Genomic DNA, 14,541 nt, shown 5'->3' on the forward strand with positions numbered 1-14,541 from the left:
TAAAACCTTCTTGCAAAACGTCATGCAAAAAAAATTATCGTTGGTAGTCGCTTCAGTCGTTCTGCTCGGCATGTCCGCTTGCAGCTTGTTGCCTGAAAAAGTGGATGAGACCAAAAACTGGTCCGTTACGAAATTATACTCGGAGGCGCGTGATGAAATGGCCGGGCAGCACTATGAAGCTGCAATCGGCCTGTTCCAGAAGCTGGAGGCTAACTATCCTTTCGGCAACTATGCTCTGCAAGCGCAGATGGAGATCGCTTACGCGTATTATAAGGCGGGAGACCAGGCTCAGGCATTGGCCGCCGTCGAACGCTTCATCAAGTTGCATCCAAACCACGCCAATGTAGACTATATGTACTACTTGCGGGGCCTGATCAGCTTTAACGACCAGATCAGCTTCCTGAACTTCCTGTATGAGCAAGATCCAACCGAGCGCGATCCGAAAGCCACGCGCGAAGCGTTTGCGGCGTTCAAGCAACTGGTCGACAAGTTCCCGAACAGCAAGTATACGCCCGACTCGCTTGCCCGCATGAACTACCTGATCGATGCGATGGCGAAATACGAAGTGCACGTGGCGCGCTATTACTACCGCCGTGGCGCCTACCTGGCCGCCGCCAACCGCGCGCAAACGACGGTGAGCGACTTTGCCGCCTCGCCGGCGATCGAGGAAGCGCTGTTCATCATGTACCGCTCGTACGACAAGCTGGGCTTGACCGACCTGCGCGACGACACCTTGCGCGTGCTGAGCAAGAACTACCCGAACACGGCATTCCTCAGCCCGGAAGGGGTGAACAAGGAACGCAAGTGGTGGAAATTCTGGCAGTAATCGGCAACAAGCAAGCTGCAATAAAAAACCGGGCTAGCCCGGTTTTTTTCTACTTGTTTTCTACTTATTCACCCACCTTGCGCCGGAATACCCAGCTCTTGTCATTCGACGCCTCCGGCACATACGCGTAGCCATCGACGTCAAAATGCTTCAATTGCTGCGGATCGCGGATATGATTGACGGCGGCGTAGCGGGCCAGCATGCCGCGCGCACGCTTGGCGTAGAACGAGATGATTTTATACTTGCCGTTCTTCCAGTCCTCGAACACGGGCGCGATGACGGGCACGTCCAGCTGGCGCGGCTTGACGGACTTGAAATATTCTTCGGAAGCAAGATTGACCAGCACCTTGGCGCCCTGCTCTTTGGCCGTACGGTTCAGGCCGTTGGTGATGGTGTCGCCCCAGAATGCATATAAATCCTTGCCGCGCGCCGTCGACAGGCGCGTGCCCATTTCCAGGCGGTGCGGGTGGATCAGGTCCAGCGGACGCAGCAAGCCGTACAATCCCGACAGGATGCGCACCTGCGACTGGGCATAATCAAGCTGGGCCGGCTGCAGGCTGCGCGCTTCAAAACCCGCGTACACGTCGCCATTGAAGGCCATGATAGCTTGGCGCGCGTCATCGAGCTGGGGTGTCCAGGAAGCGTAGCGGGCCACGTTGAGGGCGGACAAGGCATCGGAAATGCCCATCAGGCTGCCCACCTCGGCTGGCGAAAACTGGCGCATGCGCTCGATGAGCTGGGCGGAATGGTCGAGAAAATCGGGGGTGCTGTGCAACGCGGTTGTTGGCGGCGTCTCCAGGTCGAGACTCTTGGCGGGCGAAAGCACGATCAACATAAATTATCACTACAGAATAGAATTGCCGACATGATACCTGCTCCACAAAAACTCGTCCTCGACACCAACGTTTGCCTCGACCTCTTCGTCTTCAACGACCCGCGCTGGGCGCCCCTGCTGGCGGCCATGGAAAGCGGCGCCGTACACGCCATCACGCGCGAAGATTGCCGCGCGGAATATCTTGTCGTGCTGCACTACAAGCATCTGCCGCTCGATGAAGCCAGCCGGGCCGTGGCTGCCGCCCGTTTCAACGCGCACATCACGGTAGTGGCGCCCCCCGTGTCCGGCGTGCGCCTGCCCGTCTGCACGGACAAGGATGACCAGAAATTCCTCGAACTGGCGCGCGACGCCAATGCCGACATCCTCATCACCAAGGACAAGGCCCTGCTGAAACTGGCCCGCAAGACGGCCAAGGCCGGCATGTTCAAGATCATGCTGCCAGAAGGCTGGACGCTGGCAAGCTGAGCCGGCCAGGCTCACACGCAAGGCAATCCACCCAAGTTAAGACATTTCAGCAATTTTTCTGACTCATGGCCTTATGCGGTTTTCGGCCTGGAGTTCGTGGTTTTGAGAGATTTTCGCGATGGCGGTAGGTCCGGCCGCCAATCAAGTCGAGCATTGCCCGCAGTAGCTTGCCGACCTTTCTGCCGATCCTTCGGCCAAGCAGAAGAATGGGCATCAAGGGCTTGAGCGCGGTGTGGGCGTAGGCATGATTGACGCGTTGACTGTCAGGCAGATCGGCGTCGGCATGTGCGGTCAGGGCGACGAGGGCTTGCAGGTTGTCACAGACGATTTTAGCGGCGACGTCCTGCGCCACGGCCTGCTGGGTCAGTCCGGTGACGTGCTCCAGATTGAGCCGGTGCTTGAGCCGCTTGAACGCCTCTTCGATGCCCCAGCGCTTGTGGTACAGCTCGGCGAAGCAGTCGGCCGGGTAGAGTTCCTCGTCGAACAGGTTGGTCATCAGCACACGCTGCTCGCCGCTGGGCGAGACGTTGCGCACCAGGCGCACGCGCTGCGGTTTGCGCGGGCACTCGTAGTCGAGCGCGTCTCGCTTGTTCGGCGCGGGCAGCATGACGACCTGCTCAAGCGCGTCCGAGCGCATGAACGTGCGTACGCAGGCAAAGCCGCTGGCATTGTCGACGCGCATGCAGAACTTGATGGCGCGGTCGTTGAGCACGGCGACCAGCCAGCGGCAGGGATAGCCACGGTCGAGCAGCAGCAGGTCGTCCGGGGAAAGCCGGTCCAGGTGTTCGAACAGGAACTGGCGCTCGCCGCGTTCGTGGACGTTGTGCAGAGAGGCAGCGAGCATCAGGTCAGGCCCCGGCAAGAACAGGCCGAACAGGATTTGATCGGCCAGAGCGGCGCGCTTAACATGGCTGGCCCGCAGACCGAAACGCACCGTCGAGGCGTCGGCGGCGACCAAGCGTAGCCCGCGCCAGCGCGGCACAAACCTGTCCTTCTCGGCGCGCGCGATGAGCCAGTCGTTGAGGCCCGGAATGGCGCTCAGGGATAGCTTGGCACGCGCTTGGGCGAACGCCTGCTCGGACACCTCGTGGACCAGTTGGGCTTGTTGGCGAAGATGGGCGAAGAAGGTGTCCAGTTCGGCCTGGATGCTCATCCGCATGCCGGTCAGCATGATGGCGACCAGCATCGCCAGGGGCAGCTTGCGGCAGCGCGAGAATGCGGTCGGATGATCGGCGTGGCGAGCGTCGAGGAGAAATTCTGGCGAGCATAATCGGGCGGCGAAATCTTGAAACAGCGTGGTCAGAACGGACATGGCAGCCAGTGGAAATAAAAATCCACACTGCCCGCCGCGATTTTAATTCGATGTCAAGTGTATTTATATTAATGTTGAAAATAAATTACTTAAACGCACACCAATCCCTTAACTTGGGTGGATTGATGCGCATACAGGCAAGACCGCGCTACGTCGGATAACGCGCAGATCAAGTCGATTGATTCGAACTTAGTGCCTTAGCCGCTGGGCGCAATCTTGAGCGGGCGCACTGAAATTTTTTATAATTATCAAAAAACATTTATATTTTCTGATTTTTATTGTGCAACTTTGCTTGCGGAGAGTTATCATTCTAAGGGAACTGTACATCAGTTCGCCAGTGCAACCTCACACCATCACGCAAAGGCTAAACATGCTGGACAAGGACAAGATTCGACTGGTTGACGCCCTATCGACAGAGTTGAATGAGGGAAATCTTGCCATCTTTGCTGGCGCAGGATTCTCCCGCAGCGCCGGATTCGTTGACTGGAAAAATCTGCTTCGTCCAATCGCAGAAGACCTGGATCTTGATGTAGAGAAAGAAGGGGACCTAGTAGCTCTGGCGCAATACCATTCCAACGCGAATCAGGCTAATCGCGCAAAGCTGAATCAGTTACTAGTAACAGAATTTTGTCGGAATCTGGCACCAACAGAAAATCATAAAATTCTCTCCCGGCTGCCCATTAGCACTTTCTGGACAACCAATTACGACAAATTGATAGAAACTGCGCTGGCACGAAGCGGGAAAATTCCAGACGTAAAATACACTACCAAGCAGCTGGCAGTCACAGTTCGAAATCGGGATGCGATAGTCTATAAAATGCACGGCGATGCAAACCACGCAAGTGACGCCGTGCTGACTCGTGACGACTATGAAAAATATCATATAAAAATGCAACCATTTATTACTGCGCTTAGCGGTGATTTGGTTTCGCAGACGTTTTTATTTGTCGGATTTAGTTTTACCGATCCCAATTTAGAATATATATTAAGCCGAGTTCGAATTAGCTACGCAAATGACCAGCGACAGCATTACTGCATACTGCGACGTGTCGCGCGTGGCGAAAAAGAGGAGCAAGCAGATTTCGAATACCGACAGCGCAAAGAACAATTATTTGGAGTGGAATTGTTGCGTGTTGGCATCAAGGTAACATACGTTGACGAATTCTCGGAAATTACTGCCATTCTGCGTCAACTCGAAAATAAATTTAAGATGCGCACGGTCTTTATATCGGGTGCTGCGCACGAGTACACTCCATGGGCGCAAAAAGAAGCTGAGAACGCTATCTACCGCTTAAGTCGCGAAATCAACAAGCGAAATTATCGCGTCGTATCAGGCTTTGGACTGGGCGTGGGAAGTGCTGTCATAGCTGGCGTGCTTGAGCAAACGGTATTGGATGGCGGAAAATTAGGTGAGGACAAGCTATTACTAAGGCCATTTCCCCAATCTGCGACTGGAGACCGCCCTTTGTCAGAACTGTGGAGCGAGTATCGACGCACAATGATTGCGCATGCAGGCATTGGCCTGTTCGTTTTTGGCAATAAACTTGTAGACGGCAAGGTAGTCCTCTCCAATGGTATGGAAGAGGAATATCGGATCGCTAAGGCAAATGGGTTGTTCATCATCCCAATCGGCATCACTGGTTACGTTGCTCAAGAAATATGGGAAGAAGTGATAAGTGAGTTCACTGAAGCTAACTATCCAAATGGGAAGAAAATATTGGAGAGCTTGAAATTATTGGGTTCCAGCGATACCAAGATTGAAAAAGTAGGGGAAATTGTTCTTGAAATTCTGAAACTTTTATGAGGATATAAAATGGCTCGCAAAGTATTTTTCAGCTTCAAATATGATGATGTTCAGCGTGCAATGAACGTCAGAAATAGCAATGTCATATCTGGCGCATTAAAGTCCGGCTTTATTGATAAAGCGGAATTTGAAAAAGTAGAGAAAGACGGTGAAAAGGCGATTCGCGACTGGATTAATACGCAAATGGAAAGTACCTCGGTGACTGTGGTGCTAGTTGGCGAAAAGACCGATAAAAGTAAGTGGGTTGCATACGAGATCGAGCGAAGCATCGAGCGGGGAAATGGCATTTTAACCATTGATATTAGTAAGATAGCTGATCTCAGTGGTGAAACTACCGGTTGCTGCGATCTCCGCGTTGACGGATACAATCATTATCTTTGGAATAAAGATAAAGGACGTGACAATTTAGGCGATTGGGTTGAACAAGCCGCTATTGCCGCCGGTAAGTAAAATTTAGATTAGATGGAGATTTAAATGGCGTTTTACAAGCAAAGTGAAATCCGGCGACGTGCTCAAGCTCATGTAAACCAGAAGTTTCGCGCCACCGCAAAAAGTATTGTTACGGAGTCAATGGAGCAGTACGCCTCATGGCAGACATACGACGTGTTCTTGTCGCATAGCACCAAGGATGCAGAGATTGTTCTTGGCGTAAAGCTGGTTCTCGAAGAGCAAGGAAAAAAAGTCTACGTCGATTGGATTGATGATGCGGAGCTAGACCGTACCAGGGTCACACCTAAAACCGCTGCAGTGCTTCGGGATAGGATGAAATCCTGCTCGTCATTGATTTTTATTGCGACGGAGAACTCGTCATCATCAAAGTGGACTCCATGGGAACTTGGATATTTTGATGGGTTTAAACAAGGAGGCGTCAAAATTTTCCCTGTTCTGGAGGATTGGGAAAGTTCATTTGAAGGGCAAGAATATTTGGGCTTATACCCACTCGTTCAGAAGTAATACCTACCTCTGCCCTGTGGTGGTCAAGTAATTTCGGACACAACAATAGGTTCGCGTGCTGCCATTTTCCGTTCATAGACGGTGGGTGGCAGATTGCCCAATGCTGAATTGATACGCTTGCAGTTGTAGAAGCCGACGATGTAATCGGTGATGTCGGCCTTTGCTTCGGCATGGTTGGCATATTGGCGCTGCCAGACGCGCTCCATTTTCAAGTTCAGGAAGAAGCGTTCGGCCACGGCGTTATCCCAGCAGTTTCCCTTACGGCTCATGCTGCAAACGAAGCCATGCCGGGCCAGCATGTCCTGGTACAGCGCGCTGGCATATTGGCTGCCCCGATCCGAATGCACGATCAATCCCGGCGCCGGCTGTCGTTGCCCGATGGCCATGCTTAATGCATCGCAGACCAGCTTGGCAGGCATGCTCGGCACCATCGCCCAACCGACCACTTTGCGCGCGTACAGGTCCAGCACGGTGGCAAGGTACAGCCATCCGGCGCCGGTCCAAATGTAGGTGATGTCGCTGACGTAGGCGAGATTTGGCGCGGCCGGATTGAATTGCCGGTTCAGCACATTGGCAGCGACCGGCAAGCCGTATTTGCTGTCTGTCGTATGCACAAATTTGCGCTTCCAGACCGGCTTCAAAGCCGCCTGGCGCATCAGACGGCGCACCTTGTAGCGTCCGATGCGCAAACCTGCGTTGGCCATGGCCGTGACCAGTCGGCGGCTTCCATAGCTCTGATGGCTTGCCATGAATGCCGCCGTCAAGTGAACGCTCGCCTTGCATACCGCCGGTTTGGCAGAGCGGTGTTGCGCCTCGTAAAAGCCAGATCGACTCACGGCCAAAACCTCGCAGCTTTGTTGCACCGGAATGGCCTCCTTTTGCAGCTGGCGAATGACCGTATAGATCATTTCATTTCGCGGGCAAAGAAGACGCGCTATGTCATGCTGGTAAAGGACGCTCATCGGCCGAATTTTGGAATGCCCGATCCGCCTTTCCTGATTGATGAACAATCCCTCGAAAAATCAAGATTTCTGGGCCACTCGGCTGCCCCCACGCCACCCGCACTGACAGCTATCAAAATATTAAGATTAATAGAATTTAATATGTTGACATAATTAACCTTGCGATAATATTATCAATCCATTCTGTGGACGCAATATCAACTGCATTTCCTTGTTAGGGGAAGCCCATGATGTCGAAGCTCATAACTACGGCTCGTGCTGCATTGCTCATGGCCGTGATCCATGCCGGGATGGCCAATGCGCAGCACGTCAACCCCAAACAGGACATTGTGGACGCAGCCAAGGACGAGACTACCCTCAACGAAGCCATTGCTGCGAAAAATAAGTCGGAAGCGACGCTCGCAGCATCCGAATTTCCGGCATTTCCCGATGGGTTTGGCAAAGCGGGAACTGTGACCGTCGACGCGGCCGACCGCGACAAATTTCACGTAACCGCAAGGACGGCAGAGTCGTTTAAGAAAGCAGCCCAGGCGCTCGCCGCCACCCTGCCTGCGGCGAAAGCCGGGAAAATGAGCATCCTGCTGACCGATGCGGACCGTAATGCCGTCGCTGTCTACTTCAAGGAAAGCCAACGGATCGGTGCCATCACCAAGGATATGTGCGCGCTGGTCAACGACAAGGCGCTCATCAAGCCGGAAGCGTTCGGCCCTGAACTGATCGGGGTGGGCAGCCTGCTCAACGAGATCGCGCAGTTCGCTAAGTTGTTTCGCACTGATAAGAGCATCTCTTTTACCAGCACCGATCTGGCCGACGACATCCTGTTCGATCTGCTCGCCGTCGCGGCCAGTGACAAGTTGATCTACCCTGCGGGCGGAATCGATGCACTGCTCGACGGCAGCTATGCGACCGAATTCGCGAAAGCAGTGCGCACCATGACACAGTGCCGGGCGGCGCCGCCCAAAGCGCCGATCACTTCAGACAAGGACAAGGCGACCGTGGCCGCAGTCGACGCGCTGGCAACCGAGCTGGCTAGCGCCGATACGGTCACCAGACAGCCGATACTGTTGTCGGCACTGCGTGGTGAACTGGTGCAAAACTCGCTCGCCTCCGCCAATGCCTTCCTCAGCGTCAAAGTGGCGGCCAAAGGTGGCGCTTCCCTCAAAACGTCGAGCATCTGGCGGAGCGACCGGCTCTACGCAGCCGGCGGCGTCGTTGTCGCCTATCGCCTGACCGAGAAGGGTGACCCCGGCCAGGGCAATGTCATCGTTCCCAAAGTGCTCATAGCGGACGTCATCACCCAGGAGACGGAATTCGTTCAAGTACCGCTAGGCAAATAACAAAAAAAGGGGTAGGCCATGGCCACGACGCGCAGGCAGTTCGTAGCGAAGGGATTCGGATATGCGGCCGGGGCGTCGCTCCTTTCGCTGGTCGGCGAGCGCGTCAGCGCTGGCGCCGGGCCGGCGCCAAGCGCCCCACCTGTCGCCCGCCGCGTCTCGATCGAGAAGATCGCGCCAGCGCAACTGGCGAAGATCGAGGCCGTGGTCGGCGACATGATGGCGCGCTCGGCTAAGGATCCGCGCGACCCGAGCGGCTGGCTCGTCAACGCCGATCCGCACCGCGAGTTCTGCGCCGCGCCAGGAACGGGCGGCCTGGCGCAAATCCATTTCTGCTACTGGTTTCTCCCATGGCACCGCGCCTATCTTGCCGTCCTCGATCGCAAGCTGCGTGCCTTGAGCGGGGATCCGAGTTTGTCTTTCCCGTACTGGAACTGGTCATCGACGCGCCGGCTGCCGGCAGCGTTGACACAGCAGGGCAGTCCGCTGGCGCACGCCGTACGGTTCACGCCCGCCCGCGCGCTGGCGCCGGACGAAGTCGACTATTTCAAAGACGATCCGGTGCTCAGCGCGCTCGGCGTCGCCGCGCTCAGTGCGACCAAGTTCGTCGCGCACGCTACATCCGACCCCATTGCGCTTGCACGTGAGATGAGGGACAGCATCGGCGGACTCGTGCGGCCTAATGCCATCAACGTCTATCGTAACAGCCGCATGGAAGACTCACCGCACGGTCCGGTCCATGGTTATGTTGGCGGCGTCAGCGCGACCAACAAGCTGGGTGACATGACCGACTTTGCCACCGCCGCCCGCGACCCGGCGTTCTTTGCCCATCACGGCAACTTGGACCGGCTGTGGGAAATCTGGCGCAGCAAGCCGGCCAACCGTGCCAAGGAACCGACTACATCCGATTTTCTCGACCACGTGTTCGCCTTCCCCTGGATAGATGGCACGACGATGCAGATCAGCGTGGCTGACACGCTCGACACGGCCAAGCTGGGCTACACGTACGACAACCTCAATGTCTTCGAGGATGTCGCCCCAGCTTTCGTGCCCGAGGCCTCGCCAACCAAGCTGCCGCCGATCGTCGACACCATGGTCAAGCTACCGCCCAAACCGGAGAAGACAAACGACGGTCCGCCGCGCTATCTGCTGGTCCTTGAGAACCTCGCCTCGCCAAATCGGCCGCTGTCGGCCGGCGTGTATCTGTCGCCTCGCTTGGGCGGCCCTAGCGTTCTCGTCGGTTCGGTCAGCGTCGTCGCCAGCGGCAATGCCATCAAGCCGATCAATCCCGTGCTGGTGTTCGATATCACTGCTGCCGTCCAGGCCCTGCAGTCAACCGATTATCGCATCCAAGTCATTCCCAATGAGCTCGGGAACGAAACAAAGCGGCCTTATCAACCCTTGCGCTTCAAGCGCGCATTCGTGATCGCGCCATGAAATCTCCTCAACTTAGCTTGCTCGCCGCGCTCGTGGTCGGCTGGTACGGTGCCCCCGCCATCGGCCAAGTCAAGTCAGACGGCTACGTGTCGACGGGCGTGCTGAAAGAGCAAATCGACTTCAAGAAGTCGGTCAAGAACCTGACGTCCGTCGAGCATGGTGCCATTGCCAACGTCGACGCTCAGACTCTAAAAATGGCGCCGCTTCTGGGCTCCAACGGGAACGCGCCTGTCACCGAGCTGCGGCCGAGCGACATCCCGCCGGTGGCGCTGTCGAAAACGCTCATGCGCTTGAGCGACCAGCAGCGCTCGACGGTGTCGGTGTTGATGCAGGATGATATCGCACGACTGACGATGCAGCTCGCCGAGCTGCTGGCGAAAGACGCCAAGACGCCGACCGATCTCGAAGTTATCGATGAGCTCAACAAGACACTGACGGTCAAGCGTCAGGCGCGCGATTTTACGCTAGGAAACCCGACCGTCGTTAGCAACGCCGCCGCCGAATCATTCACCAACACCAGCAATCCATTCTTTTTAATTTGTGGGAACACGCTGTGGACACGAAACGACCCGCTGCGCTGGGTAGATATGGTGACGCCGCAGCGTAACGCGCTCATCGAGGCTGGCAAGAGCGTTGGCCTGCTGTCGGTGAAAGACCGGCCAGCCGGCACGGCCTTTGTCGTGGGCAAGAGCCATGTGATCACGAACATGCATGTGGTGCAAATCATCGCGGACTTCGATGAGAAAGCGAGGCTCTGGCGAGTCAAGCCTGACGTCAAAATCAAATTCAATGCGGAGTATCCATTGGGCGCCGCCGGCAATTGTCCGGTCGACCCGGTCCCCACCACGTATTTCGTGAATGGCGTCTTCGCCGTGCCGCCAAAGGACGATAAAGATGACGTCGCGATCCTGCTTACGTCGACCGACGCACAGTTTCCCAAGCCGCTGAAAGTGCATAAGCGCGACCCCAAGCAGTACGCAGGGAATATGGTCGTGGCCATCATTGGTTACCCTGGGCCGCCATCGGACATGACGCCGTCTGAACAGATCCAGTTCTTCTCCACGCCAGACAAAGAAACTCCGCAGTTCGTGTATAAGCGCCTGTCCGAAGGGTTTAGCGGTGATGACGCTGTCACGTCCGAAGGCTTTTTTGTGCATAAGGCGAATACGGCTGGCGGGAATTCAGGAAGTCCGATCTTCGACCTCAAGAATGGCGAGGTGGTCGGCATTCACGTCGCCGGCCGCGACCGTTTCAACTCTGTGATGGGCTACAACCTTGGCCTCGTCGGCGAACGGGTTGCGAATCTGATCCAAAAGGCTGGGCTCTAAATTGCATCCGCCAGGCAGGAGCGCTGGCCGTGGCCGCAAAAGCAACTCTTGCTCAGACGTTTTCAGGGGTAATCCCCCCACCAAATGAGCGCGTTTAAAAGGAGAATTTTCCAAACTCAGATTTTTGAAAGTTCTGCATGAAAACGTCCCGTTTTACCGATAGCCAGATCATCGCCATCCTCAAGCAAGCCGAAGCTGGCTCCCCTGTCCCTGAGCTGTGCCGCGAGCATGGCATCAGCAACGCCACCTTTTACAAGTGGCGCTCCAAGTTCGGCGGCATGGACGCCTCGCTGATGGCCCGCATGAAGGAGCTGGAGGACGAGAACCGGCGCCTGAAGAAGATGTATGCCGAAGAACGTTTGAAGGCCGAGATAGTCGCGGAGGCCCTCACAAAAAAGTGGTAGCGCCATCTCAACGGCGGGAGATGGCGCAATGGGCGGTGGCCCAGCGCTCAGCCACAATCGGACTGGCCTGCCAGGCGTTTGGCATCAGCCAGACCTGCTATCGCTATCGTGCCAAGCTCGATGCGGAAAACGCCATCGTGGCCAACTGGCTGGTGCGCCTGACCAACAATCAGCGCAACTGGGGCTTCGGCCTATGCTTCCTGTATTTGCGTAACGTGAAGGGATTTAAATGGAACCACAAGCGCGTCTACAGGATCTATCGCGAGCTGGAACTGAATCTGCGGATCAAGCCGCGCCATCGTCTGGTGCGGGAGAAGCCGCTGCCGTTGGCAGTGCCCACGCAGATCAACGACACTTGGTCGATGGACTTCATGCATGACCAATTGGCCGATGGCCGTAGCATCCGGTTGTTCAACATGATCGACGATTACAACCGTGAGGGGCTCGGCATTGAGGTCGATTTTTCGCTGCCGTCCGAGCGTGTCATCCGCTCCCTCGACAGGATCATCGAATGGCGTGGCAAACCCCAGGTCATTCGCTGCGATAACGGCCCGGAGTACATCAGCGCCGTGACGTTGGCTTGGGCGGCAAAGCACGGAATCCGCATCAACTTCATCCAGCCCGGACAGCCGCAGCAGAACGCCTATGTCGAACGCTACAACCGCACTGTGCGCTACGACTGGCTGGCTCATCACCTGTTTGAAACGCTCGATGAAATCCAGGATTTTGCAACCCGCTGGCTGTGGACTTACAATCACGACCGGCCCAACATGGCACTTGACGGCATCACACCAAAACAGAAACTCACCCTGGCCGCTTAACCTCTACTTTTAGCGTGCTCTAAAAATGGGGGGATTACCGGATTACCCTACAACTTGGCTAACCGTTCAAGTGCAGTATTCAGTGTTTCGTCTTTCTTGGCAAAGCAGAAACGCACCACGCGCTGGTCAAAGCCATTGCCGTAAAACGCCGACATCGGAATGGCCGCCACGCCGATGTCGGTGGTGAGCCATTTGCAGAACTCGGTCTCGCTCAAATCACTTACAGCAGAGATGTCAACGCATTGGAAATAAGTGCCTTCGCTGGGTAGCAATTTGAACTTGGTGCGCGCGAGTCCTTCGCGGAACAGGTCGCGCTTACGCTGGTAGAAGACGGGCAGGCTTAGATACGGTTGAGGGTTAGCCATGTAAGACGCCAGCCCGTATTGCACGGGGGTGTTGACTGTAAAAACATTGAATTGATGCACCTTGCGAAATTCGGCGCTCAGCGAAGCGGGTGCCGCCACATAGCCAACTTTCCAGCCGGTCACATGATACGTCTTGCCAAAACTTGATACGACGAAAGACCTCGCCGCCAGCCTTGGAAAGCAAGCGACGCTTTGATGTTGTAGGCCATCATAAACGGTATGCTCATAAACCTCATCACTAATAACGAGTACGTCAGTGGCCGCCAGAATGTCTTGCAGTTTGAGCATGTCGACTTTGGTCCAGACCGTGGCGCTGGGGTTGTGCGGTGAGTTGACGATGATGGCGCGGGTATTGGCGGTAATAGCGGCTGAGATTTTTTCAAAGTCGGGCCTAAAGGTACCGGGCGTTAATGGCACACGCACCGGTACGCCGCCTGCCAATTCGATATTGGGGACGTAACTGTCGTAGCAAGGCTCAAGCACGATCACTTCGTCACCCGCATGAACCACGGCCAGAATGATCGTTATGATGGCTTGTGTGGCGCCCGCCGTGATGGTGATCTCACTGGCAGGGTTGTAGTCGCGCCCATATAAAGCTTTTATTTTTAACGCGATGGCATCCCGCAACACCAGAACACCGGTCATGGGCGGGTATTGGTTCAAGCCTTGCTTCATCGCTTCAGTCACTACGTCTACCAGGAGTGGATCGCAATCAAAGTCAGGAAAGCCTTGCCCCAGATTGACAGCGCCTTTCTCTGCTGCTAGTGTGGACATTACCGTAAATATAGTTGTGCCAACATCGGGCAATTTCGTACTAAGAATAGGTGTTCGAACGTCAATACTCATGTTTGTTCTCTTTATTCATCTGGCTCACAGTATATTATGAACGAGGCACATGCAGGCCGCACCGGATGTTTTGCTTCCTCCTGATGAACCCAGCGGCTCGCCCCTGATATAGAAAGTTTGGCGCGCGGCGCTGGGAGTTCGCCACGAGGTGGTTTGAAATATGCTGACACTAGATGGAAGAATGGCCTACTTTCCATCCATCTAGTGTATGAGCACTAGATGGAACTTTATGATCAATGTTTACAATGAATTAGCATATTCATATAGTGTTCCGCTCCGTATAGATCGGGAGCACATGGTCTACGACGGCGTGCCGCACGCCTCACTCTCGCGCGACCCTGAACTGGCGGCGCGCAGCTTCATCGTTTCCAGCTTTGGCAAGACGTATCACGTGACGGGCTGGAAAGTGGGCTATGTGGCGGCACCAAAAGCGCTGTCGGCAGAATTTCGCAAGGTGCACCAATACAATGTCTTTACCGTCAACACGCCGATGCAGCACGGTCTGGCCGGCTACATGGCTGACCCGCAGCCCTACCTGGACTTGCCCGCGTTTTACCAGCGCAAGCGCGATTTGTTCCGCGACGGCCTGGCGGGCAGCCGCTTTACCCTGCTGCCGGCCGATGGCACGTATTTCCAGTGCGTGCGCTACGATGCCATTTCGCAAGACAGCGAGGCGCAGTTCGCCGAATGGCTGACAACGCACATCAAGGTCGCTGCCATTCCCGTGTCCGCGTTTTATGCGCAGGGCAAGGAATCGGGCATCGTGCGTTTCTGTTTTGCCAAGCAGGACGAGACCTTGCAACTGGCACTGGAGCGCCTGCGCACGATTTAACCTTCCTGCCCTGCCC

12 protein-coding genes and 2 pseudogenes are annotated in these 14,541 nt (G+C 55.6%); 10 read left to right on the forward strand and 4 right to left on the reverse strand.

The genetic code is table 11. From position 1 onward, the window contains the following. Positions 1-22: 22 nt before the first annotated feature. The gene (locus tag ACQ4W6_RS11360) at positions 23-826 is read left to right on the forward strand and encodes an outer membrane protein assembly factor BamD (protein ID WP_436567296.1); all 804 of its coding nucleotides are present in this window, start codon (positions 23-25) and stop codon (positions 824-826) included. Between the two features lie 64 nt (positions 827-890). Here the strand turns inward: ACQ4W6_RS11360 and yaaA are convergent, their stop codons facing one another. After that, a complete protein-coding gene (yaaA, locus tag ACQ4W6_RS11365) occupies positions 891-1,661 on the reverse strand; it encodes a peroxide stress protein YaaA (protein WP_436567297.1) in 771 nt (256 codons plus the stop codon). A 30-nt stretch (positions 1,662-1,691) separates the two neighbouring features. On the opposite strand from yaaA, the gene ACQ4W6_RS11370 reads away from it, so the two are divergent. Further along, positions 1,692-2,126, forward strand: a complete 435-nt coding sequence (locus ACQ4W6_RS11370) for a putative toxin-antitoxin system toxin component, PIN family (RefSeq protein WP_436567298.1) — start codon at positions 1,692-1,694, stop codon at positions 2,124-2,126. 46 nt (positions 2,127-2,172) lie between these two features. Here ACQ4W6_RS11370 and ACQ4W6_RS11375 read toward each other — a convergent pair whose 3' ends face one another. Next, positions 2,173-3,438 carry an IS4 family transposase gene (locus tag ACQ4W6_RS11375; protein ID WP_436567299.1) on the reverse strand — a complete coding sequence of 422 codons (1,266 nt, stop codon included), beginning with the start codon at positions 3,436-3,438 and terminating at the stop codon, positions 2,173-2,175. 370 nt (positions 3,439-3,808) lie between these two features. On the opposite strand from ACQ4W6_RS11375, the gene ACQ4W6_RS11380 reads away from it, so the two are divergent. Genes ACQ4W6_RS11380 through ACQ4W6_RS11390 form a run of 3 tightly spaced genes read left to right on the forward strand, consistent with a single transcriptional unit; the run spans position 3,809 to position 6,196 of the window. After that, positions 3,809-5,242: an SIR2 family protein gene (locus tag ACQ4W6_RS11380; RefSeq protein ID WP_436567300.1), complete on the forward strand. Its 1,434-nt coding sequence runs from the start codon at positions 3,809-3,811 to the stop codon at positions 5,240-5,242. 9 nt (positions 5,243-5,251) lie between these two features. After that, positions 5,252-5,692, forward strand: a complete 441-nt coding sequence (locus ACQ4W6_RS11385; protein ID WP_436567301.1) for a TIR domain-containing protein — start codon at positions 5,252-5,254, stop codon at positions 5,690-5,692. Positions 5,693-5,716: 24 nt separating this feature from the next. After that, the gene (locus ACQ4W6_RS11390; protein ID WP_436567302.1) at positions 5,717-6,196 is read left to right on the forward strand and encodes a toll/interleukin-1 receptor domain-containing protein; all 480 of its coding nucleotides are present in this window, start codon (positions 5,717-5,719) and stop codon (positions 6,194-6,196) included. Between the two features lie 23 nt (positions 6,197-6,219). Here the strand turns inward: ACQ4W6_RS11390 and ACQ4W6_RS11395 are convergent. Beyond that, positions 6,220-7,125 (reverse strand): annotated as a pseudogene (locus ACQ4W6_RS11395) (IS3 family transposase); the annotation flags it as partial. 260 nt (positions 7,126-7,385) lie between these two features. Between ACQ4W6_RS11395 and ACQ4W6_RS11400 the strand changes: the two are divergent. The 4 genes from ACQ4W6_RS11400 to ACQ4W6_RS11415 all read left to right on the forward strand — a co-directional run bounded on the left by ACQ4W6_RS11400 (position 7,386) and on the right by ACQ4W6_RS11415 (position 12,482). Then, a complete protein-coding gene (locus ACQ4W6_RS11400) occupies positions 7,386-8,495 on the forward strand; it encodes a hypothetical protein (RefSeq protein WP_436567303.1) in 1,110 nt (369 codons plus the stop codon). A gap of 18 nt (positions 8,496-8,513) precedes the next feature. Then, the gene (locus ACQ4W6_RS11405; protein ID WP_436567304.1) at positions 8,514-9,929 is read left to right on the forward strand and encodes a tyrosinase family protein; all 1,416 of its coding nucleotides are present in this window, start codon (positions 8,514-8,516) and stop codon (positions 9,927-9,929) included. Next, positions 9,926-11,257: a trypsin-like serine peptidase gene (locus ACQ4W6_RS11410; RefSeq protein WP_436567305.1), complete on the forward strand. Its 1,332-nt coding sequence runs from the start codon at positions 9,926-9,928 to the stop codon at positions 11,255-11,257. Before ACQ4W6_RS11405 ends, ACQ4W6_RS11410 begins: the two co-directional genes overlap by 4 nt. Positions 11,258-11,394: 137 nt before the next feature. Then, positions 11,395-12,482, forward strand: a protein-coding gene (locus tag ACQ4W6_RS11415; RefSeq protein ID WP_436567306.1) for an IS3 family transposase whose coding sequence is annotated in 2 segments (ribosomal slippage) — positions 11,395-11,647 and positions 11,647-12,482 — 1,089 coding nt in all. Because the reading frame shifts where the segments join, the coding sequence is not laid out codon by codon here. 47 nt (positions 12,483-12,529) lie between these two features. Here ACQ4W6_RS11415 and ACQ4W6_RS11420 read toward each other — a convergent pair. Beyond that, positions 12,530-13,693, reverse strand: coding sequence for a pyridoxal phosphate-dependent aminotransferase (locus ACQ4W6_RS11420; RefSeq protein ID WP_436567307.1), 1,164 nt, complete (start codon positions 13,691-13,693; stop codon positions 12,530-12,532). Between the two features lie 289 nt (positions 13,694-13,982). On the opposite strand from ACQ4W6_RS11420, the pseudogene ACQ4W6_RS11425 reads away from it, so the two are divergent. Continuing rightward, positions 13,983-14,525, forward strand: a pseudogene (locus ACQ4W6_RS11425) (aminotransferase class I/II-fold pyridoxal phosphate-dependent enzyme); the annotation flags it as partial. Between the last annotated feature and the right edge of the window lie 16 nt (positions 14,526-14,541).

Origin of the sequence: Janthinobacterium woesei (assembly GCF_051380875.1) — a bacterium.
Lineage (GTDB): Bacteria > Pseudomonadota > Gammaproteobacteria > Burkholderiales > Burkholderiaceae_D > Janthinobacterium.